This window comes from Actinocorallia aurea, assembly GCF_054783995.1.
Genome location: NZ_BAAGPQ010000002.1, coordinates 1,154,175 through 1,173,730, shown reverse-complemented (window position 1 = coordinate 1,173,730; position 19,556 = coordinate 1,154,175). Strand labels below are relative to the sequence as shown.

The following is a 19,556-nucleotide window of genomic DNA, read 5'->3' as shown; positions in this document are numbered from 1 at the left end:
GCACGGGGCGGCCGTCGCCATGCGCGACGCGAGGTGCCGCTCTGTGCTCCCAGGGCCCCGCGGGGCGGAAGTTACGTAATGTTCAGCTGTGAAAAGTGCGTTTTCTGACATACATCGGCAGTAGGTTCTCTCCAGTACATTTCCCCCCAACTGGAGGTCGGCCTTGTCCATGAAACTCGGTCAGGTAGGACTCGCGGCGCTGCTCGTCGCGGGCGGAGCCGTCGCGGCTCCCGGCGTCGCCTCGGCGGCGCCCAAGGCGAAGGCGTGCACGCTCGGCACTTGGACGCTCACCAAGCACACCTTCTCCATGACCGACGAGGGCATCGCCATCAAGGGCTCCGGCGGCAAGGGCGTGAAGCTGACGGTCAAGGCCGGCTCGGTGGCCTACGACTTCAACAAGTCGGCGAAGGTGAACGCCAAGGCGACCGTCGACGGTGTCGACGTCGCGATCTGGGCGCAGTACAAGAAGTCCCTCACGCTGAGCGGCGCCTTCAAGGGCGGCAAGAGCGGCAGCTTCAAGTACAAGGGCTCCTCGGCCAAGGGCACCGCCACCGCTTCCAGCGGCACGCCGGGCACCCCGACCGACAGCTACAAGCTCGTTTCGGCCTACAAGAAGAACCAGGACGAGCCGATCGCGCCGCTCGCGGGCAAGTTCACCTGCGGCAAGAAGTCGCTGCACCTCTGGTACACGCTGAAGGACGGCGACAGCCAGCTCAAGACCGACATCTGGTACAAGCGCTGACCTCCGCGCACCAGCGCTGAGCTGCACGGGGCCCGTTTTCGGCGGGCCCCGTCCCTTCCGCCCGGCCCCTGCCGCTCCGGTGAGACTTGCGACCTTCTCGTACCGGGCGGTGCAGGTCGCCCGCGTCGTTCCCCGGACAGCAGAGGTGGATCTTGTTCGCAAGACTAGGTCAGGCAGGACTCGCGGCACTGCTCGTCGCGAGCGGCGTCGTCGCGGCTCCCCTCGCGGCTTCGGCCGCGGCAGGAAAGTGCGCCCTCGGCACATGGACGGTCACCAAGCACACGTTCCGTTTCTCCGGGGCAGGCTTCTCGTCGCGCGGAGGGGGCGGCAAGGGCGCGAAGCTCACCGTCAAGGCGAAGAGCCTCAAGTACGACTTCGCCAACGCGGCCCGGCTGACCGCGACCGTCGAGGAGTCCGGCGGCCAGACGACGGACACCTGGGCCAGGTACAGCAAGACCCTCACCTTGAGCGGTGTCTTCAAGGGAGGGAAGAAGGGCACCTTCGCGGTCGAACGCAAGACCGCCAAGGGTCCGGCGACGGTGAAGGCGTGGGAGGTCGGCGACCCCGACCCGGTCGAGACCTACAACCTGGCGTCCTCCCTGAAGTTCGGAGGCCTGGAGCCCCTCGTCCCGGTCAAGGGCGCGTTCACCTGCTCGAAGAGGGCGCTCCACCAGTCCCTCTCCCAGAAGAGCGGGGGCGTCACCGTCAGGATGGACGTCTGGTTCAGGCGCTGACGCGGACGGGCTCGGCACCGCGTGGGTCGCCGGCCGGATCTGGGCCCTGGAACGTGGCAAGTCCCGGTTACTGGGGAGTATTTCCGAAAAGTACCCATCGAGTGGGGCGTAAGCGTTGATATCTACGCTAAGGGTGGCAATCATGGCGTGGCGAGATGCGTCTGTAACACCCTGAGCCAGAGTTGTCCGCGGTGCCTCGCTGGTCCACGCCCACGACGGCCGGGTGCGGCGCGGACGACCCAAGGCGAGCGGCAGGGAGTGAGCGACGCCCTCCGGCGACCGAGCACTACGACGGGCAGGAACCATGACCCACCCCGAATCCACCGCCAAGCTCAACTGGCTCCTCGACGATCTGGTGGAGCGCGTCGAGCAGGTGCACCAGGCGGTCCTGCTCTCCCGTGACGGCCTCATGATGGGCGCGTCCCGCGGCGTCTCCAGGGCCGACGCGGAGTTCCTCTCCGCACTCTCGGCGGGCTTCAACAGCCTCGCCAACGGCGCCCGCGAGCACTTCAAGGCGCGCCAGGTCCGCCAGGCCGTCATCGAGATCGACGACAAGCTCTTCTTCGTCGTCCCGGCCGGCAGCGGAAGCTGCCTCGCCGTCCTCGCCGGAGCGGGCCAGAACGCGGGCCTCGTGGCCTACGAGATGGCCATGCTCATCAAGCGGGTCCGCCAGCACCTCGCGGCGGCACCGCGCCCGCAAGAGCACCGCCCGGCCGCGGGCTACAGGTAGGAGCCCCCATGGACGGTCCGAGAGAACGCGGCCCGAAGGAGCGCTGGGTCGGCAGGGACGCCGGCCCGCTCGTGCGCCCGTACACCATCACCCGGGGACGGACCCGGACGTCGGGCGTCAGGCTGGACCTGGTGACCATCCTCGTGGCGACCTGGAACCCCGTCCGCGACCACATGCGCCTCACCAGCGAGCAGCACAGGCTCCTCGCGATGTGCCGCAAGCCCATCACCATCGCCGACCTCGCGTCCGAGATCGACCTCCCTCTGAAGGTCGTGCACGTGCTGCTCGGCGACCTGTGCGAGCACGGCCTCCTCCAGGAGGTGCCGCAAGCGCAGCAGACCCCCACCGGGCGGCACGACGCCCGGCTACTGATGAGAGTCCTGAATGGCCTACGAGAACTCTGACGCGGTCGGCCCCGACGACCCGCGCGTGGCGTTGAAGATCCTCGTGGCGGGAGGCTTCGGCGTCGGCAAGACCACCCTCGTCGGCGCGGTCAGCGAGATCCGTCCGCTGCGCACCGAGGAGGACCTCACCGACGTCGGCGCGGGCGTCGACGACCTCACCGGCGTCGAGCGCAAGACGACCACCACCGTCGCGATGGACTTCGGCCGCCTCACCTTCGCCGACGGCCTCCGGCTGTACCTGTTCGGCACCCCCGGCCAGGAGCGCTTCTGGTTCATGTGGGACGAGATCGCCTACGGCGCGGTCGGCGCGGTGGTCCTCGCCGACACCCGGCGGCTGGAGGACTGCTTCGGCGCGATCGACTTCTTCGAACACCGCCGCATCCCGTTCGTCCTCGCCGTGAACTGCTTCGACGGCGCGGTCCGGCACTCGCCCGACGAACTGCGCGACGCGCTGGACATCGACGCCCACGTGCCCGTCGTCCTCTGCGACGTGCGCCGCCGCGAGTCCGTCAAGGAGGTCCTCATCTCCCTGATGGAACTCGCCATCGAAGGCGCCTCGACCAGCCCCGAGTCCTCGGCGCTCTCCGCCCGCCCGCCGTACTAGCGGACGCCGTTCCGGAGCCCCTCGCGCGATGGCGCGAGGGGCTCCGCGCCGTTCGGGGAGGTTTGCGCGCGGCTCCGAGCGGTCAGGGTAACCCGCACGGCACGCTCGGTGACTGCGGGGGTGGGATGCGTCGGGGAAAGGGGGGCCGCGGCCTTCACGCCGCCGCGTGCGCGGTGCTCGCGGTCGCGGGCGCGGGCTGCGGGGGCGGCGACGGCGGGCCACCTGTGGTGAACCTGTACAACGCGCCGCAGGAGAACCTCGCGGGGATCGTGGAGCGGTGCGAGCAGCAGGCGGGCGGGGCGTACCGGATCGCGCTGAACACGCTGCCGCGCGGGGCGGACGACCAGCGGGAGCAGCTGGTGCGGCGTTTGGCCGCCGGTGATCCCGGGCTCGACGTGCTCGGCCTCGACGTGACGTGGACCGCCGAGCTGGCGGAGGCGGGCTGGATCAGGGAGTGGAAGGGCGCCCACGCGGAGGCCGCCGTGAAGGGCACGCTGAAGCAGCCGCTGGACACGGCGACCTGGCACGGCAGGCTCTACGCGGCGCCGTACACGACGAACGTCCAACTGCTCTGGTACCGGTCCGACCTCATGCCGGAGCCTCCCGGCACTTGGGACGGGCTCATGCAGGAGTCCGCAAGGTTGGCACGTGAAGGCAAGCCGCACTACGGCGAGGTGACGGGAGCGCAGTACGAGGGCCTCGTCGTCTGGTTCAACAGCCTTGTGGAGTCCGCCGGAGGCAGCATCCTCACTCCGGACGGCGAACACGTCGCGTTGGGTCCGCCCGCCGAACGGGCGCTAAGGGTGATGCGCGCTTACGCCCGCTCCCAGGCCGCCGACCCTTCGCTGTCCAACACGAAGGAGGACGACGCGCGACTCGCCGTCGAAGCGGGACGCGCCGCCTATGAGGTGAACTGGCCGTTCGTGTACGCCGCGATGGCTTCCGGCCGCCCCGATCTGGTGCGGCACTTCAAGTGGGCGCCCTACCCGGGCATCGACGGGCCGGGAAGGGCGCCGCTGGGCGGGGCCAACTTCGCCGTCAGCCGGTACTCGGCGCATCCGGAGGCGGCGTTCGCGGCGGCGCTGTGCCTGCGCGATCCGGAGAGCCAGCGGATCGCCGCGACGAAGGACGGCCTCCCGCCGACGATCGAGTCCGTCTACGACGCCGAGGGCATGGCCGAGGCCTACCCGATGCGCGACGCGATCCTGCGAGCGCTGCGGACTGCGGCTCCGCGCCCGAAGACCCCGACCTACCAGAACGTCTCCACGGTGACCGCGGTGACGCTCTCGCCGCCCGCCGTGATCGACCCGCCGCGCACCTTGGCGACCCTCAGAGAGCTCATCGGGGACGCGCTGCAGAGCAAGGGGGTTCTCCCGTGAGCGCGGTACGGGACGACGGGCAGCGCGCGGAGCGAAGGCTCGGCCTATGGCTGTGCGCCCCCGCCGCCCTGGTGATGCTCCTCGTGGCCGCGTGGCCTGTCGTGTACTCGGTACTGCTGTCGTTCCAGCGCTACGACCTGCGCTTCCCCAAGGAGAAGGCATGGACGGGGCTCGACAACTACGCGACGGTACTGTCCAGCCCGTTCTGGTGGAACGCCTTGGGCGTCACCCTTCTCATCACCGTAGTGAGCGTCGCCTTGGAACTCGTCCTCGGCATGGCGATCGCCGTCGTCATGTACCGGACGCTCTTCGGGCGCGGCCTTGTCCGTACCGTGGTGCTCATCCCGTACGGGATCGTCACCGTCGCGGCGGCCTACGGCTGGAAGTACGCGTGGACGCCCGGCACCGGCTGGCTCGCGGGCCTCCTGCCCGAGGGGAGCGCGCCGCTCACCCAGCACTGGCCGGCGATCGGCGTCATCGTCCTCGCCGAGGTGTGGAAGACGACCCCGTTCATGGCGCTGCTGCTCATGGCGGGTCTCGCGCTCGTGCCCGAGGACGCGTTGCGCGCCGCCGCGATGGACGGCGCGGGCCCGTGGCAGCGGTTCCGGCTCGTCACGCTGCCGCTGATGCGGCCCGCGATCGTCGCGGCGCTGCTGTTCCGGCTGCTGGACGCGTTCCGCATCTTCGACAACATCTACGTGCTCACGAACGGCGCGCAGGACACGAGCTCGGTGTCAGTGATCGCTTACCACAATCTCATCGGCGGGCTGAACCTCGGCATCGGCTCCACCATGTCGGTGCTCATCTTCGCGATCGTGGCGGTGATCGCGTTCGTGTTCGTCAAGGGCCTCGGCGCGAGCGCGCCCACGGGGCGGCGCTGATGGGCGGGCGCGGCAGATGGGCGCTGCTGGACGTCGTCGTGCTGCTCTACGCGCTCGTCCCGGTCGCCTGGATCGCCTCGCTGTCGGTCAAGGACCCGGCGACGATCACCGACGGGTCCTTCTGGCCGACGAAGTGGACCTTGGCCAACTACCGGGGCATCTTCGCCGACGACGAGTTCACCCGCGGCCTCGTCAACTCGATCGGCATCGGGCTCATCTCGACGGCCATCGCGATCGCCATAGGCACGATGGCCGCCTACGCCGTCGCCCGGCTGGAGTTCCCGGGGCGGGCGGCCGTTCTCGGCGTCAGCCTGCTCGTCGCGATGTTCCCACAGATCTCGCTGGTGACGCCGCTGTTCCAGATCGAACGGGCGCTCGGCCTGTTCGACACCTGGCCGGGCCTCATCCTGCCCTACATCACCTTCGCGCTGCCGCTGACGATCTTCACGCTCGCGAACTTCTTCCGCGAGATCCCCTGGGACCTGGAGAAGGCCGCCCGAATGGACGGCGCGACCCCGCTCCAGGCGTTCCGGCTGGTCATCGCGCCGCTGGCGATGCCGGGGGTGGTGACGACCGCGATCCTCGCGTTCATCGTGTGCTGGAACGACTTCCTGTTCGCGATCTCGCTCACGTCCTCCAGCCGGGCCCGCACCGCGCCCGCGACGATCTCGTTCTTCACGGGGGCGTCGCAGTTCGAGGATCCGACGGGGTCGATCGCCGCGGCGGCCGTCGTCATCACCATCCCGATCGTGGTCTTCGTTCTGTTCTTCCAGCGCCGGATCGTCTCCGGGCTGACCTCCGGCGCGGTGAAAGGGTAGGAATGGCGGAGATCGTCCTCGACGGGGTCACGAAGCGGTTCCCGGACGGCACCGTGGCGGTCCAGGCACTCGACCTGGAGATCGGCGACGGCGAGTTCGTCGTCCTGGTCGGGCCGTCGGGGTGCGGGAAGTCGACGACGCTGAACATGATCGCGGGCCTGGAGCCGATCTCCGCCGGCGAACTGCGCATCGACGGGCAGCGGGTCAACGAGCGGGCTCCGCGCGACCGCGACATCGCGATGGTCTTCCAGTCTTATGCGCTGTATCCGCACATGACCGTCGCGGAGAACATCGGCTTCCCGCTGCGGCTCGCCAAGACGCCCAAGGAGGAGGCGGCGAGGCGCGTGGCGGAGGCGGCCCGCGTCCTCGACCTCGAAGGGCTCCTCGACCGCCGCCCCGCGAACCTGTCGGGCGGCCAGCGCCAGCGCGTCGCGATGGGCCGCGCGATCGTCCGCGACCCGAAGGCGTTCCTCATGGACGAGCCCCTGTCCAACCTCGACGCGGCGCTCCGCGTCCAGATGCGCACTATGATCTCCCGGCTCCAGAACCGGCTCGGCACCACCACCGTCTACGTCACCCACGACCAGACCGAGGCGATGACCCTGGCCGACCGCATCGTCCTGCTCCGCGAGGGAGAGGTCCAGCAGATCGGCACTCCCGACGCCCTGTACCGGACCCCCGCGAACCTCTTCACCGCAGGCTTCATCGGCTCGCCCGCGATGAACTTCTTTCCGGCCGAGGTGTCGGAAGGCTCCTTGCGCAGCGTGCTCGGCGAGGTCCCCCTGACGCCAAGGATCCGCGACGGGTTGGACGCGCACGGCACCCCCCGCGAGGTAATCCTCGGGCTGCGCCCCGAGGCCTTCGAGGACGCCCGGGTGGCGCACACGACGACGGGCGGACCGACCCTGTCCTTCACGGCCCGCACCGACATCGTGGAGTCACTCGGCGCGGAGAAGTTCGCCTACCTGGATCTTCCGGGCGCACCGACCGGGCCCGCCGAGGGCGGCCCCCCACAACTCGTCGCCAGACTGGACGCGAGTTCCCCGGCCCGCGAGGCCGAGCCCCTGGAACTCGTCTACACACCCGACTCCCTGCACCTGTTCGCCCCCGACACCGGCCGCTCCCTCACCTGACCGCCAGGCAGCGTCCCGCAGCACCCGGCGACCGAGCGGGCGCTGCCGAAGCGACGGGAGGGGTCCCCTTTCCGAGGGGATGTGGCGGTGCAGCGAAGGAGCGGCGGCTGGCGCGCGGCGTCCGAGGTGAACCGGCTCGAAGACCATGGAAGGTCGCCTGGGCTGTCAGGTCAGGGGGTGGGTCTTTTCGTCGGTGGGGAGGCGGCCGGCGATGACGGAGATCACTGCGAAGACGGGGGGCAGTAGGCCCGCGAAGAGGAAGATCGTGGGGACGGGGACGACTTCGGAGAGGGGGCCGGTCAGGGCGATGGACAAGGGGAGGAAGGCCAGGGAGACGAAGAAGTCGAGGCTGGCTATGCGGCCGAGCATGTGCGGGGGGACCCGGCGTTGGAGGAGGGTGCCCCAGATGACCATGCAGGCTCCGTCGGTCAGGCCCGCGATGAAGAGGCCGGCGGCCATGAGCCAGAAGGAGTCGGTGTAGCCGAGGACGGCGAGGGGGAGGTTGCCGAGGCCCCAGCCGAGGATCATCGTCGTCAGGTAGCGGCGGGGGAGGCGCCAGGAGGACACCGCCAGGGAGCCCAGGACGGCGCCGGTGCCGAAGGCCGTCAGGAGGAGGCCGTACACGCGCTCGCCGTCGGCGAAGGAGTCGCGGGCGAGGAACGGGAGCAGGACGTCCACCGGGCCCATGACGACCATGACCGTCAGGCACGCGAAGAGCAGCGTCCACAGGAGCCAGGGGGTGCGGCGGGTGAAGGTGAAGCCCTCGCGCAGTTCGCCGAAGACGCTCGGTTTTCCGGTCTCCGCTTCCGCGGGCTTCGGCGGAGCCTCCTTCGGGAGGAAGAGGACCAGGGCGAAGGCCGCCGCGTACAGGGCGGTGACGATCACGGCTCCGGCGGTCGGGGAGTGGGCGCCGACCAGGATTCCGGCCAGGGCGGGGCCGCCCGCCTGCTGGAGGGCCGGGCGCAGGGCGCCTTCGAGGCCGTTGGCGGCCAGGAGGTCGCCTTCGCGCAGGATCGACGGAAGGTAGGCCGTGTAAGCCGGGTAGTAGAACGCCGAGGCCGCGCCGAGCACGACCGACGCCACGCCGAGGTGCCAGAGCTGGATCATGCCCGCGGCCGACAGTACGGCGATCGCCGCGGTGGCCGCCGTGTTGAGGGCCTGCACCGCCACGAGCACCACGCGCTTGGACAGCCGGTCGGCGGCGATGCCCCCGGCCAGCGAGAACACCAGCATGCCCGCGGTCAGCCCCGGCGCGACCGCCGACAGCGCCAGCGCGCTGTCGCTGATCGCGATCACCTGGAAGACCAGCACGACCGCCCACATGCCCGCCGCGCCGAGCGACAGGGCCACCGAGGCGATCAGCGGCCGGTACGCGGGGGTCCGCAGCGGGGACAGGGCACGCCGGACACCTGCCCTGTCCTGCGGTTCCGTGATCTTCTCGACGCCCTCGACTGCCTCGGCCATCCGTCCTTCGTAGCAAGACGGCAGCGCAGGACGCCAACCTTTTTCCGGCTGGTCGCGTCGTAGAAGGCAGAGGGGGAAGGGCCCGGCCAAGGGCCGTCCGCGGGAGCCGTCCCAGGGGTGGGAGACGGGCTAGATCCGCCGCAGGCGGATGCGCTGGACGGCGTGGTCGGGCCCCTTGTGCATGACCAGGGTCGCGCGGGCGCGGGTGGGGAGGATGTTCTCGGTGAGGTTCCGCTCGTTGGTCTCGCGCCAGATCTCCCGGGCGAACGCGACGGCCTCCGGATCGCTCTGCGCCCGGGCCTGCGCGTGGAAGTAGGAGCGCGGGTCGGAGAAGCGGGTGCGGCGCAGCGCGAGGAAGCGCTCCACGTACCACTCGCGGATGTGCTCGACCTTGGCGTCGACGTAGATCGAGAAGTCGAAGTAGTCCGAGACGCTGAGCGACCCCGTCGGCGGCACCTGGAGGACGTTGATGCCCTCGAAGATCAGGATGTCGGGGGTCCGGACGGTCTGCCTCTGGTCCTTGACGATGTCGTATTCCAGATGGGAGTAGACGGGGATCGTCTGCTCCTTGGCCCCTGCCTTGATCCGGGAGATGAACCGCAGCAGGGCCCGCCGGTCGTAAGACTCGGGGAAGCCTTTGCGGGTCATCAGCCCGCGCCGCAGCAGTTCGGCGTTCGGGTAGAGGAAGTTGTCGGTCGTGACGAGTTCGACCCGGGGGTGCTCGGGCCAGCGCGCGAGCAGCGCCTGGAGGAGCCGCGCCACGGTCGACTTGCCTACGGCGACGCTTCCCGCCACGCCGATGATGAACGGGGTGGGCCGCACCGACTCGTTGAGGAAGGTGCTGAGGGCGTCGCGCAGGCCGCTGTCCCCGGTGAAGAAGAGGTTCAGGAGCCGGGTCATCGGCAGGTAGACGTCCTCGACCTCGTCGATGCCGATGGGGTCGCGCAGGCCCCGCACCTCGTCGAGGTCGGCTTCGGTGAGGGTGAGCGGCGTGTTCGCCCTGAGTTGCCTCCATGCCTCCCGGGAGAACTCGACGTAGGGGCTCGGGATCGGTTCCCAGGGCGCGTTCATGGGTGACGAGGGTAACGAGGGGGGTCGCCGACGCGGGTCGGCGGGCTCCAGTCTTTGTCGGATCGACAGATAGTGTGGCCTTCATGTGCGGAATCGTGGGTTACGTCGGTGGTCAGCAGGCCGAACAGGTCGTCGTTGACGGACTGGCGCGGCTTGAGTACCGGGGATACGACTCGGCGGGCATCGCGCTCGTCGTGGAGGGGCGGCTCGCGACGGCCAAGAAGGCCGGCAAGCTGATCAACCTCCGCAAGGTGCTGGAGGAGGAGCCCCCGCCCGCCTCCACGGTCGGGCTCGGGCACACCCGGTGGGCCACCCACGGCGCGCCGACCGACGCGAACGCGCACCCGCACGTCGACTGCGTCGGCCGGGTCGCGGTGATCCACAACGGAATCATCGAGAACTTCGCCACGCTGCGCGCCGAGCTGACCGAGCGCGGGCACGCTTTCCTCTCGGAGACCGACACCGAGGTCGTCGCGCACCTCCTGGAAGACGAAGTGGCCGAGCACGGGCTGGCCGAGGCCATGCGCCGCGTCTGCCGCCGCCTGGAGGGCGCCTACACCCTCGTCGCCGTCGACGCCCAGGACCCGGACGTGGTCGTCGGGGCGCGCCGGAACTCGCCCCTGGTCGTCGGCAAGGGCGTGGGCGAGAACTTCCTGGCCTCCGACGTCGCGGCGTTCATCGAGCACACCCGCGACGCGATCGAGCTGGGCCAGGACCAGGTGGTGGAGCTGCGCCGCGAGGGCGTCACCGTCACCGACTACGACGGGCGGCCCGCCGACGTCCGCGAGTACCACGTCGACTGGGACGTGTCGGCCGCCGAGAAGGGCGGCTACGACGCGTTCATGCTCAAGGAGATCGCCGAGCAGCCGCGCGCCGTCGCCGACACCCTGCTGGGCCGGGTCGGCGCGGACGGCCGCCTGCACCTCGACGAGATGCACATCACCGACGAGCAGCTCCGCGAGATCGACAAGATCATCATCATCGCGTGCGGCACGTCCTACCACGCGGGCATGATCGCCAAGTACGCGATCGAGCACTGGGCCGGGGTGCCGTGCGAGGTGGAGCTGGCCAGCGAGTTCCGCTACCGCGACCCGATCCTCACCAAGACCACCCTGGTGATCGCGATCTCCCAGTCGGGCGAGTCGATGGACACGCTCATGGCGGTCCGGCACGCGCGCGAGCAGAAGGCCCGCGTGCTGTGCATCTGCAACGTCAACGGCTCGACGATGCCGCGCGAGTGCGACGGCGTCCTGTACACCCACGCCGGTCCCGAGGTCGGCGTCGCGGCCACCAAGACGTTCCTGACCCAGCTCGTCGCGGTCTACCTGATCGCCCTGTACATCGCGCAGGTGCGCGGCACCAAGTGGGGCGACGAGGTCTTCGCCATGGTCCAGCTCCTCGGCTCCATGCCGGAGAAGGTGGAGAAGGTCCTGGAGACCATGGAGCCGGTGCGCGAGCTGGCCCGCTCCCTCGCCGACGAGAAGTCGGTGCTGTTCCTCGGCCGCCACGTGGGCTACCCGGTGGCGCTGGAGGGCGCGCTGAAGCTCAAGGAGCTCGCCTACATGCACGCCGAGGGCTTCGCGGCGGGCGAGCTGAAGCACGGGCCGATCGCGCTCATCGAGAACGGCCTGCCGGTGATCGTGGTGGTGCCGCCGCGCGCCCGCGCCGTGCTGCACGACAAGATCGTCTCCAACATCCAGGAGATCCGGGCCCGGGGCGCCCGCACGATCGTCATCGCCGAGGAGGGCGACGAGACCGTCGCGCCGTACTCGGACACGCTGATCGAGGTCCCGGCGGTGCCGACGCTGCTCCAGCCGCTGGTCACCACGATCCCGCTCCAGGTGTTCTCCTGCGAGCTGGCCACGGCCAAGGGCCACGACGTCGACCAGCCCCGCAACCTGGCCAAGTCCGTCACGGTCGAATAAGTCGCAACTCATCTCGCTCTCCCGGGAGATGACCCGCTACGGTGGTGATCTCCACGGGAGGGCGGGCCTTCATGTCGGGCGTCCGGGGCGTACTGCTGGTCGCGGGGAGCGACGTCCGCTCCAGGGTGCGCACCCGCCGCTGGAGGCGGCTGCTCCTCGGCTGGGCCGTGTTCATGGGGCTCGCCGCGGCCGCGGCCTGGTGGGGCTTCGCGGGACGGGAGGGCGCGGGCGTCGGCGTCTTCGGGACGCTGATGTGCGTCGTCCTCGTGGGGACACTGCTGATCGCACCCTTGGGGACGGCGCGGCCCGGCGATCGCGTGGACACGCCCTCCCTCACCCCGGCTGAGAACGCCCTGGGCGAGCTGCTGGCCGCCTGGGGCGCGGGCCTGGTGGTCCTCGCCGTAGCGGTGCCCTTCGCGGCGTCGCCCGTGTTCACCGGCGACGTCGGGGCGCCCGCCGCCCTGGTCGCGCTGTCGGTGACGGCCCTGCTCATCGGCGTGGTCTGCACGGTGTCCCAGGCCCTGCCCGGGGCGGCGGCGTCCTGCCTGGCGGTGCTCGGGCTGCTCTTCGGCACCGTGGTCGGCTACTCGAGCGTGTCGACGCTCGGGCCGGGGGAGAACGAGCGCCGCGGCTGGTGGGTGCTCACCGCCAGTCCGCTCGTGGTGGTCGCCGACGCGACCCCTCGCCTCAGCTCCTCTTTGTACTGCTATCCCCCGGGGAAGTTCGACGAGCCGCTCTGCCAGCGCGAGATGGCCCCGTTCGACGTGCTCGGAGAGGTCGGCGAATGGGCCCGGGACAGGGTGAGCGACGGGCACCGGTCGTATGAGCCCTTCGTCCGGGGGCAGGAACCGCCGCGGCCCGGCCCCGTCTGGCCCTACGGGTTCGGCTTCCACCTGGTCCTGGCCGCCGCGGCCGTCGCGGTGACGATCCGGCGGGCGCGACGGTCCGCGAAGGCCGTCGAGCCGGGAGTTCCGGCCCCCTGAGCCCGGTTCGGCCGGAGTGCGGCAACTTCTCCCGTTCCGTTGGCGTCTACCGCTGTCAAGGGGCTTCGGCGGCCGGGACGGGCCCCGCGAAGGGAGACCGCGCGTGGAGACCGTGCTTTCGGTGGCCGGGCAGGAGTTCCGCGCGAGGGCGCGCACCTGGCGCTGGCGGGCGCTGTTCGCCGCCTGGACCCTGGTCGTCGGGCTGCTCACCGTCGCCCTCTACGAACTGTTCGAGGGAGGGATCCTCAACCCGGATCGCGCGGCGTTCGGGGGCCTGATGGTCCTGGTCCCTCCGCTGATCATGCTCGTGACGCCCGCGCTCAGCGCGCGAGCGGCGGGGCGGCCGGCCGGGAGCGTGCTCGGCGGGTTCCTGGCCGACTGGGGCGTCGGGGCGCTGCTGCTGGCGCTCGCCCTCCCGTTCGTGGCCTACCCCGCGTTCGCGGGGGGCGCCGACCCGGTCCGGGTCCTGGTCGCCCTGGCGGTGGCGCTCCTGCTCCTCGGCGTGGTCTGCGCGCTCGTCACGTACTGCGCGGCGGTGGCGGGACGGGCCGTCTGGACGGTCGTGGTGTCATCGTTGACGGTCTTCGGCCTCGTCTTCGGCACGTGGATCGCCTACGCGGTGAGCCTGCTGGCCCTGCCGGACGACCTGTACGGCCCGCGAGCCTGGTGGCTGCTCGCGCCGAACCCGGTCGTCGTCCTCGCCGACGCGGTGCCGAGGGAGGACAACCTGATGCTGTGCGAGCCGTCCGGGCCCGGCCTGGCCTTCGAGCGCTGCCACCAGCGGGAACCGGACCTCGACCTGCTGACCGTTCTCAGTTTCGCCGTCCGCGACGTGAAGTCCGTCCCTGTGGCCTACGACGAGTACAACGAGGCGGCCGCCCTCGACGAGGGGACGCCGGGCGGAGAGGGCCTGACGGCGGTCTGGCCCTACGGCCTCGCCTTCGACCTCGTCCTCGCCGCCGGCGCGCTCACGCTCACCGCCCGACGGCGCCGCCGGGCCGCGTAGCCGGAGGCCCGGCGACCCATTCGCCGCTTCCACCATCACTGACCGCACGGCGCCTCGCACGGCGCCTCGGCACGGCGGCCCGTCCCGCCGCAGACCGGCGTTAGCCCTCGGTAGGCCCAGTGTCTCCCCGATGAGCCAGTGCCTCCGCCGATAAGCTCGCCGGGTGATCGTGGGCGTGGGGATCGACGTGGTGGACGTGGCGCGGTTTGGGGCGGCGCTGGAGCGGACGCCGAAGCTGGCCGAGCGGCTGTTCACCGAGGCCGAGCGGGGGCTGCCGGTGCGGTCGCTGGCGGCGCGGTTCGCGGCCAAGGAGGCGCTGGCCAAGGCGCTGGGGGCGCCGGGCGGGCTGCTGTGGACCGACGCGGAGATCCGCCGGGACGCCTCCGGCAGGCCGTCGCTGCACGTCGAGGGCACGATCTCGGCGGTCGCCGATCCGCTGGGGATCACCGCGTGGCATGTGTCGTTGAGCCACGACGGTGGAATCGCGACCGCCATGGTGATCGCGGAGGCGGGCTGAGCGGGTAGGACGCCCGGGAGACCCTTAGCGAGGAGGCGGCGGTGCGGCACGCGCACGCGGTGGACGAGGTCAGGGCCGCTGAGGCGGCGCTCATGGCGAGGCTGCCGGAGGGGACGCTGATGCAGCGGGCCGCGGCGGGGCTCGCCGCCGTGTGCGCGCAGCTCCTCGGCCGCCTCTACGGCTCCCGGGTGCTGCTGCTCGTCGGCAGCGGCGACAACGGGGGCGACGCGCTGTACGCGGGCGCGAGGCTGGCCCGCAGGGGAGCCCGCGTTACGGCCGCGCTGGCCGCCCCGAAGGCACATCCCGAAGGGCTCGCCGATCTACGGGCCGCCGGAGGCCGCGTACTGGAGCACGCCGCCCTGGAATCCCTGCTGGCTTCGGGAGCCGAGGACGAGTTCGAAGGCACCGACCTGGTGATCGACGGCCTTACCGGCATCGGCGGACGGGGCGCCCTGCGCGGCCTGTACGGGGCGCTCGTAGCCGCCCTGCCCGAGGACGCCGCCGTGGTGGCGTGCGACATCCCGAGCGGCGTGGACGCCGACACCGGCGAGGTGGCGGGAGAGGCGGTGCGGGCGGACGTGACGGTCACGTTCGGCACGCTCAAGCCAGGTCTGCTCATCGACCCCGGGGCCGAGCACGCGGGGGTCGTCGAACTGATCGACATCGGGCTCGCCGATCTCCCCGAGCCGTCGGTCGTGGCCCCGTCCACGTTCGACGTGCGGCCGCCGCGCCCTGCCGCGGAGACCGACAAGTACCGGCGCGGCGTCGTCGGCGTGATCGCGGGCGGCGCGCGGTTCACCGGGGCCGCGCTGCTGTCGGTCGGCGCGGCGCTGCGCGGCGGCGCGGGCATGGTCCGCTTCGCGTCCGCCGAGCGGGTGGTCGGCCTGGTGGACGCCCGCTGGCCGGAGACCGTCACGACGGTCCTGCCGGACGACGCCGAGCCCGACCTGGAGGCCGTCGGGCGCGTCCAGGCGTGGGTCGTCGGGCCCGGCCTCGGCGTGGACGAGCGCGGGGAACGCCTGGTCGAGGCGGTCCTGCGCACCGGCGTCCCGGTTCTGGTGGACGCCGACGGGCTCACCGTCCTCGCCCGCCTCCCGGCAGCGGAGCGCCGCGCCCTCCTGGACCGCCCGGCCCCGACCCTCCTCACCCCGCACGCGGGCGAGTTGTCCCGGCTGACGGGCGCCGACCGCGCCGAGATCGAGGCGGGCAGGCTCGGCCACGTGCGCGCCGCGGCGGCCGAGCTCGGCGTCACGGTCCTGCTCAAGGGCTCCACGACGCTCGTCGCCGACCCGGACGGGCCGGTGCGGGCGAATCTCACAGGGACGCCCTGGCTGGCGACGGCGGGCTCCGGAGACGTTCTGTCGGGCCTGGCCGGGGCGCTGCTCGCCCAGGGCGTCGCGGCGGCCGACGCGGGCGCGTGGGCCGCCCACCTGCACGGACTCGCCGCGCGCATCGCCGCCGCCCCCCGGCGCGGGCTCGCGCCCGCCCCGATCACCGCCGAGGACGTCCTGGCCGCGCTGCCCGAGGCGTTCGCGCAACTGCCCTGAGCTGCGCCGACCCCCGCGCGGTCTTGTCCGAGCGGGCCGCCGGGTGCGGCAGACTGGGGGACCATGACGCATCCGACGCGCGCGCTGGTCGACCTCTCGGCCATCGGGGACAATGTGCGGCTGCTCGCCGAGGTCGCGGGCCGGCCCGTGATGGCGATGGTCAAGGCCGACGCCTACGGGCACGGGGCCGTCCCGGTGGCGATGGCGGCGCTGGAGGCCGGCGCGTCCTGGCTCGGTGTGGCGTTCGCGCACGAGGCGCTGGCGCTGCGCGCGGCGGGGATCACCGCCCCGGTGCTGGCCGGGGTCGTCCCGCCCGGCACCGATCTGGCCGCGGCGATCGCGGGCCGGGTGGACCTGGGCGTCGGCTCGGTCCGGCTGGTCGGCGAGGTCGCCGCGGCGGCAGCGGCGGTCGGCGAGCCCGCGCGCGTCCATCTGAAGGCCGACACGGGGATGTCGCGCGGCGGGCAGACCCGGGAGGGCTGGCCCGCCCTGGTGGAGGCCGCGCTGAAGGCGGAGGCCGAGGGCGCCGTCCGGATCATCGGGATCTGGTCGCACATGGCCTGCTCCGACGAGCCGGAGCACCCGTCGGTGGCGCGGCAGACCGCGGCCTTCGCGGAGATGGTCGGCTACGCCGAGCGCGCCGGAGTGCGGCCCGAGCTGCGGCACCTGGCGAACTCCTCGGCGGCCCTGCACCTGCCGGAGACCCGGTGGGACCTCGTCCGGCCGGGCATCGCGATCTACGGCCTGAACCCCGCGCCGGCCCTGCCCGACCCGGGCCTGCGGCCCGCGATGACCCTCGTCTCCACGGTGACGGTCGCCAAGCGCGTCCCGGCGGGCTCGGGCGTCTCCTACGGCCACCTGTACACGACCGACAGGGAGACGACCGTCGCCCTGGTCCCCGCCGGGTACGCCGACGGGGTCCCGCGCGCGGGCAGCAACGTGCTGGAGGTGCTGGCCGCGGGCCGTCGCCGCAAGATCGCCGGACGGGTCTGCATGGACCAGTTCGTCCTGGACGTCGGCGACGATCCGGTCGCCGAAGGAGACGAGGTCGTCCTGTTCGGCCCCGGCGACCGCGGCGAGGCGACCGCGATCGACTGGGCGGACGCGGTCGGCACGGTGTCCTACGAGATAGTGACCCGTCTCGGCGGCCGGGTCCCGCGCGTCCACACCACCTGAACCGCCGCACCCCGATCCCCGCTGGGAGGACGACTTGGACGGACGGAGCAAGAGAAGGCTCGGCATCGCCGGAGCCGTCGCCGGGTTGGGCGCGGCAGGGCTGGGCGCGGCCGTGGCGGTCCGCCAGTACGCGGTCGGCCGGGTCGGCGCCCAGCCGGACCCGGAGGCCGCCGAGCCGTTCGGACGGCCGCGCGGCGACGCGCTGACCGTCCTGGCCGACGACGGCCTGCCCTTGTACGTAGAGATCGAGGAGCCGGAGATCCCGCCGCCTCCCGGCACGCCGACCCTGGTCTTCTGCCACGGTTACTGCCTCGACCTGCACACCTGGCACTACCAGCGGCGCGACCTCACGGGGTTCCGCCGGGTCGCCTGGGACCAGCGCAGCCACGGCAGGTCGGGGCGCAGCGATCCGCGCCGCGCGACCATCGACCAGACCGGCGCCGACCTCGCCGCGGTGCTGCGCGCGACGGTCCGCCCGGACGAGCCCGTGGTGCTCGTCGGCCACTCCATGGGCGGCATGACGGTGATGGCGTTCGCCGAGCGCCATCCCGAGGAGTTCGGCGTCCGGGTGCGCGGCGTCGCGCTGATCAACACCTCGATGGGCGACATCCAGCAGATGACGCTCGGGCTGCCGCTGGTCCTGGCCAAGGCGGCGCGCCCGATCGCGCCGCGGGTGATCCGGGGGCTCGGCCGCCGCGGGGCGCTGGTGGACTCCTCCCGCAAGATCGGCGCCGACCTCGCGTTCTGGGTGATCCGCCGGATGGGCTTCGCGGACCGGACGATCAGCCCGACGGTGGTGGACTTCGTGGAGCGGATGATCAGGGCGACGCCGTTCGAGGTGATCGCGGAGTTCTACCCGACCCTGATCGGGCACGACAAGCGCGCCGCCCTGGCCGTCCTGGACGGGATCCCGGCGCTGGTGATGACGGGCAGCGCCGATCTGCTGACCCCGGCCCAGCACGGCGCGGAGATCGCGGCGGGCCTTTCGGACGTGGAGTACCTGGCCGTCGAGCCCGCGGGGCACCTGCTGCCGATGGAGCACCACGCGCGGGTCACCGCGGCGGTCCGGGCGCTCGCCCTCAGGGCCGCCGAGGGCCCCGCGCAGGAGGAGCGGACGGCGTGAGCGCAGAAGGAGGAGCGGTGGAGATCGAGACTGCCGAGCGGATGCACGCCCTGGGGCTGGCCCTGGGCGGGCTGCTGCGCGCGGGCGACCTCGTGGTGCTGACGGGCGGCCTGGGCGCGGGCAAGACCACGCTCACGCGGGGCATCGGCGAGGGGCTGCGCGTGCGCGGCCCGGTGACTTCGCCCACGTTCGTCATCGCGCGGGTGCACCCGTCGCTCGCGGAGGGGCCGCCGCTGGTCCACGTGGACGCCTACCGGCTCGGCGGGTTCGCGGAGGTCGACGATCTCGACCTGGACGCCGAGCTCGCCGACGCGGTCACCGTCGTGGAGTGGGGTGAGGGACTGGTCGAGGGGCTGTCGGAGGACCGCCTGGAGGTGCGGATGAGCCGCCTCGGCGACACCGAGTCCCGCGTCGTGGAGATCACGGGCGTGGGGGCCCGCTGGGCGGGGTCCGACTTGAACGGGATCGTTCCAGATTAGATAGATATGCCCTGGTACTCGCAGTTTCTCGTTTGTGTGCCGTAACCTCTAGCGAACATCTTTGGTAAGAGCGCACTTTCCCGGGACGAGACGGGTATAGGAGTCCTCCAGTGGGTGGTCAGAGGCGAAGAAGCACCGGGTCTGAGCGGAGCATGGCGATCCTGCTCGCCGGGGCGCTCACAGGCGTGCTCGTGGTCTGTGCGATAGCCGGTCTGTTCATCCTGCGTAACGCGAAGAGCGACGAGACGCGGCTGGCGCCCGGCATCGGCCAGCAGGCCGACCCGTCGGGGGGCGAGAAGGGTGGGTTCGTCCCCCTCGAAGGCCCGCCGGACCCGTGCGGCATCCTCGCCGACGCCCCCGCGCGGCTCGTCCCCGGCAGCGAGCCGACCCCGGCGACCGCCACGGACACCGCCACCTCGGTCCGCTGCGCCTGGGGCGACGTCGGGCTCGGCGATGACCCCCGCGAGCTGACGCTGGAGCTGCGCTCCGTCTCCGGCGCCGACCCGATCGCCGGCGCCGAGGAGACCTTCGGCACCGAGCACGACGCCGACAAGGCGGGCGACAACCTCCTGCCCGGCCAGCGCCAGCGCTCCTTCGACGACCTGGACGAAGTCGGCGACCAGGCCTATGTGCTGTACCTCACCGAGAGCGCCTTCTCCCAGGCCGTCGTCAACGCCCGGGTCGGCAACGTCCTCGTGACCGTCACCTACGGCGGCAGCAAGGACGACGACACGCCGCTCGCGCAGGACGACTGCGTGGACGGGGCCACCGACGTCGCCGCCAAGGCGGTCGAGGCGATCAAGAAGATGGGATCGGCCTGACCCGACCGCCGTATAGGCT

Annotated in this window: 20 protein-coding genes; 18 read left to right on the top strand and 2 right to left on the bottom strand. The window is 71.8% G+C overall.

Annotated elements, in window-relative coordinates; translation table 11 throughout:
• Positions 1–169: 169 nt before the first annotated feature.
• The 9 genes from ACYVOM_RS05635 (at position 170) to ACYVOM_RS05595 (ending at position 7,425) form a co-directional block, all read left to right on the top strand.
• On the top strand, positions 170–742 hold the full coding sequence (locus tag ACYVOM_RS05635) for a hypothetical protein (RefSeq protein ID WP_460302131.1): 573 nt from the start codon (positions 170–172) through the stop codon (positions 740–742).
• A gap of 152 nt (positions 743–894) precedes the next feature.
• Complete coding sequence (locus tag ACYVOM_RS05630) at positions 895–1,476, top strand: hypothetical protein (protein ID WP_460302130.1); 582 nt, start codon at positions 895–897, stop codon at positions 1,474–1,476.
• Between the two features lie 304 nt (positions 1,477–1,780).
• The gene (locus tag ACYVOM_RS05625) at positions 1,781–2,206 is read left to right on the top strand and encodes a roadblock/LC7 domain-containing protein (RefSeq protein WP_460302129.1); all 426 of its coding nucleotides are present in this window, start codon (positions 1,781–1,783) and stop codon (positions 2,204–2,206) included.
• An 8-nt stretch (positions 2,207–2,214) separates the two neighbouring features.
• The gene (locus tag ACYVOM_RS05620; RefSeq protein ID WP_460302128.1) at positions 2,215–2,610 is read left to right on the top strand and encodes a DUF742 domain-containing protein; all 396 of its coding nucleotides are present in this window, start codon (positions 2,215–2,217) and stop codon (positions 2,608–2,610) included.
• Entirely contained in the window at positions 2,591–3,214 is a 624-nt protein-coding gene (locus ACYVOM_RS05615; RefSeq protein WP_460302127.1) for a GTP-binding protein, read from the top strand. Before ACYVOM_RS05620 ends, ACYVOM_RS05615 begins: the two co-directional genes overlap by 20 nt.
• Positions 3,215–3,339: 125 nt before the next feature.
• On the top strand, positions 3,340–4,593 hold the full coding sequence (locus ACYVOM_RS05610) for an ABC transporter substrate-binding protein (protein WP_460302126.1): 1,254 nt from the start codon (positions 3,340–3,342) through the stop codon (positions 4,591–4,593).
• On the top strand, positions 4,590–5,474 hold the full coding sequence (locus ACYVOM_RS05605; RefSeq protein ID WP_460302125.1) for a carbohydrate ABC transporter permease: 885 nt from the start codon (positions 4,590–4,592) through the stop codon (positions 5,472–5,474). The genes ACYVOM_RS05610 and ACYVOM_RS05605 overlap by 4 nt, the downstream gene beginning before the upstream one ends.
• Positions 5,474–6,292, top strand: a complete 819-nt coding sequence (locus tag ACYVOM_RS05600; protein WP_460302124.1) for a carbohydrate ABC transporter permease — start codon at positions 5,474–5,476, stop codon at positions 6,290–6,292. Before ACYVOM_RS05605 ends, ACYVOM_RS05600 begins: the two co-directional genes overlap by 1 nt.
• Before the next feature lie 2 nt (positions 6,293–6,294).
• Positions 6,295–7,425: an ABC transporter ATP-binding protein gene (locus ACYVOM_RS05595; protein WP_460302123.1), complete on the top strand. Its 1,131-nt coding sequence runs from the start codon at positions 6,295–6,297 to the stop codon at positions 7,423–7,425.
• Positions 7,426–7,590: 165 nt separating this feature from the next.
• Here ACYVOM_RS05595 and ACYVOM_RS05590 read toward each other — a convergent pair whose 3' ends face one another.
• Entirely contained in the window at positions 7,591–8,859 is a 1,269-nt protein-coding gene (locus ACYVOM_RS05590; protein WP_460302358.1) for an MFS transporter, read from the bottom strand.
• A gap of 159 nt (positions 8,860–9,018) precedes the next feature.
• Positions 9,019–9,960, bottom strand: coding sequence for a type I pantothenate kinase (gene coaA, locus ACYVOM_RS05585; protein WP_460302122.1), 942 nt, complete (start codon positions 9,958–9,960; stop codon positions 9,019–9,021).
• 83 nt (positions 9,961–10,043) lie between these two features.
• Between coaA and glmS the strand changes: the two genes are divergently transcribed.
• The 9 genes from glmS (at position 10,044) to ACYVOM_RS05540 (ending at position 19,537) form a co-directional block, all read left to right on the top strand.
• Positions 10,044–11,885, top strand: coding sequence for a glutamine--fructose-6-phosphate transaminase (isomerizing) (gene glmS / locus ACYVOM_RS05580; RefSeq protein ID WP_460302121.1), 1,842 nt, complete (start codon positions 10,044–10,046; stop codon positions 11,883–11,885).
• A 44-nt stretch (positions 11,886–11,929) separates the two neighbouring features.
• A complete protein-coding gene (locus tag ACYVOM_RS05575; RefSeq protein ID WP_460302120.1) occupies positions 11,930–12,868 on the top strand; it encodes a hypothetical protein in 939 nt (312 codons plus the stop codon).
• Positions 12,869–12,971: 103 nt separating this feature from the next.
• Positions 12,972–13,874: a hypothetical protein gene (locus tag ACYVOM_RS05570; protein WP_460302119.1), complete on the top strand. Its 903-nt coding sequence runs from the start codon at positions 12,972–12,974 to the stop codon at positions 13,872–13,874.
• A gap of 163 nt (positions 13,875–14,037) precedes the next feature.
• A complete protein-coding gene (locus tag ACYVOM_RS05565; protein WP_460302118.1) occupies positions 14,038–14,391 on the top strand; it encodes a holo-ACP synthase in 354 nt (117 codons plus the stop codon).
• Positions 14,392–14,432: 41 nt separating this feature from the next.
• On the top strand, positions 14,433–15,938 hold the full coding sequence (locus ACYVOM_RS05560) for an NAD(P)H-hydrate dehydratase (protein ID WP_460302117.1): 1,506 nt from the start codon (positions 14,433–14,435) through the stop codon (positions 15,936–15,938).
• A 63-nt stretch (positions 15,939–16,001) separates the two neighbouring features.
• Positions 16,002–17,114 (top strand): alanine racemase, encoded by a 1,113-nt coding sequence (alr, locus tag ACYVOM_RS05555; protein WP_460302116.1) that lies wholly within the window; start codon positions 16,002–16,004, stop codon positions 17,112–17,114.
• 34 nt (positions 17,115–17,148) lie between these two features.
• The gene (locus tag ACYVOM_RS05550) at positions 17,149–18,237 is read left to right on the top strand and encodes an alpha/beta fold hydrolase (RefSeq protein ID WP_460302115.1); all 1,089 of its coding nucleotides are present in this window, start codon (positions 17,149–17,151) and stop codon (positions 18,235–18,237) included.
• Between the two features lie 17 nt (positions 18,238–18,254).
• Complete coding sequence (gene tsaE, locus ACYVOM_RS05545; protein ID WP_460302114.1) at positions 18,255–18,716, top strand: tRNA (adenosine(37)-N6)-threonylcarbamoyltransferase complex ATPase subunit type 1 TsaE; 462 nt, start codon at positions 18,255–18,257, stop codon at positions 18,714–18,716.
• 152 nt (positions 18,717–18,868) lie between these two features.
• The gene (locus ACYVOM_RS05540; RefSeq protein WP_460302113.1) at positions 18,869–19,537 is read left to right on the top strand and encodes a hypothetical protein; all 669 of its coding nucleotides are present in this window, start codon (positions 18,869–18,871) and stop codon (positions 19,535–19,537) included.
• Positions 19,538–19,556 lie beyond the last annotated feature (19 nt).

Excerpts from the sequence above, each read along its gene's own strand:
- ACYVOM_RS05635 (WP_460302131.1), top strand. The coding sequence starts at position 170 with ATGAAACTCGGTCAGGTAGGACTCGCGGCGCTGCTCGTCGCGGGCGGA.
- ACYVOM_RS05625 (WP_460302129.1), top strand. The coding sequence starts at position 1,781 with ATGACCCACCCCGAATCCACCGCCAAGCTCAACTGGCTCCTCGACGAT.
- ACYVOM_RS05620 (WP_460302128.1), top strand. The coding sequence starts at position 2,215 with ATGGACGGTCCGAGAGAACGCGGCCCGAAGGAGCGCTGGGTCGGCAGG.
- ACYVOM_RS05615 (WP_460302127.1), top strand. The coding sequence starts at position 2,591 with ATGGCCTACGAGAACTCTGACGCGGTCGGCCCCGACGACCCGCGCGTG.
- ACYVOM_RS05610 (WP_460302126.1), top strand. The coding sequence starts at position 3,340 with ATGCGTCGGGGAAAGGGGGGCCGCGGCCTTCACGCCGCCGCGTGCGCG.
- ACYVOM_RS05600 (WP_460302124.1), top strand. The coding sequence starts at position 5,474 with ATGGGCGGGCGCGGCAGATGGGCGCTGCTGGACGTCGTCGTGCTGCTC.
- ACYVOM_RS05595 (WP_460302123.1), top strand. The coding sequence starts at position 6,295 with ATGGCGGAGATCGTCCTCGACGGGGTCACGAAGCGGTTCCCGGACGGC.
- coaA (WP_460302122.1), bottom strand. The coding sequence starts at position 9,960 with ATGAACGCGCCCTGGGAACCGATCCCGAGCCCCTACGTCGAGTTCTCC.
- glmS (WP_460302121.1), top strand. The coding sequence starts at position 10,044 with ATGTGCGGAATCGTGGGTTACGTCGGTGGTCAGCAGGCCGAACAGGTC.
- alr (WP_460302116.1), top strand. The coding sequence starts at position 16,002 with ATGACGCATCCGACGCGCGCGCTGGTCGACCTCTCGGCCATCGGGGAC.
- ACYVOM_RS05540 (WP_460302113.1), top strand. The coding sequence starts at position 18,869 with ATGGCGATCCTGCTCGCCGGGGCGCTCACAGGCGTGCTCGTGGTCTGT.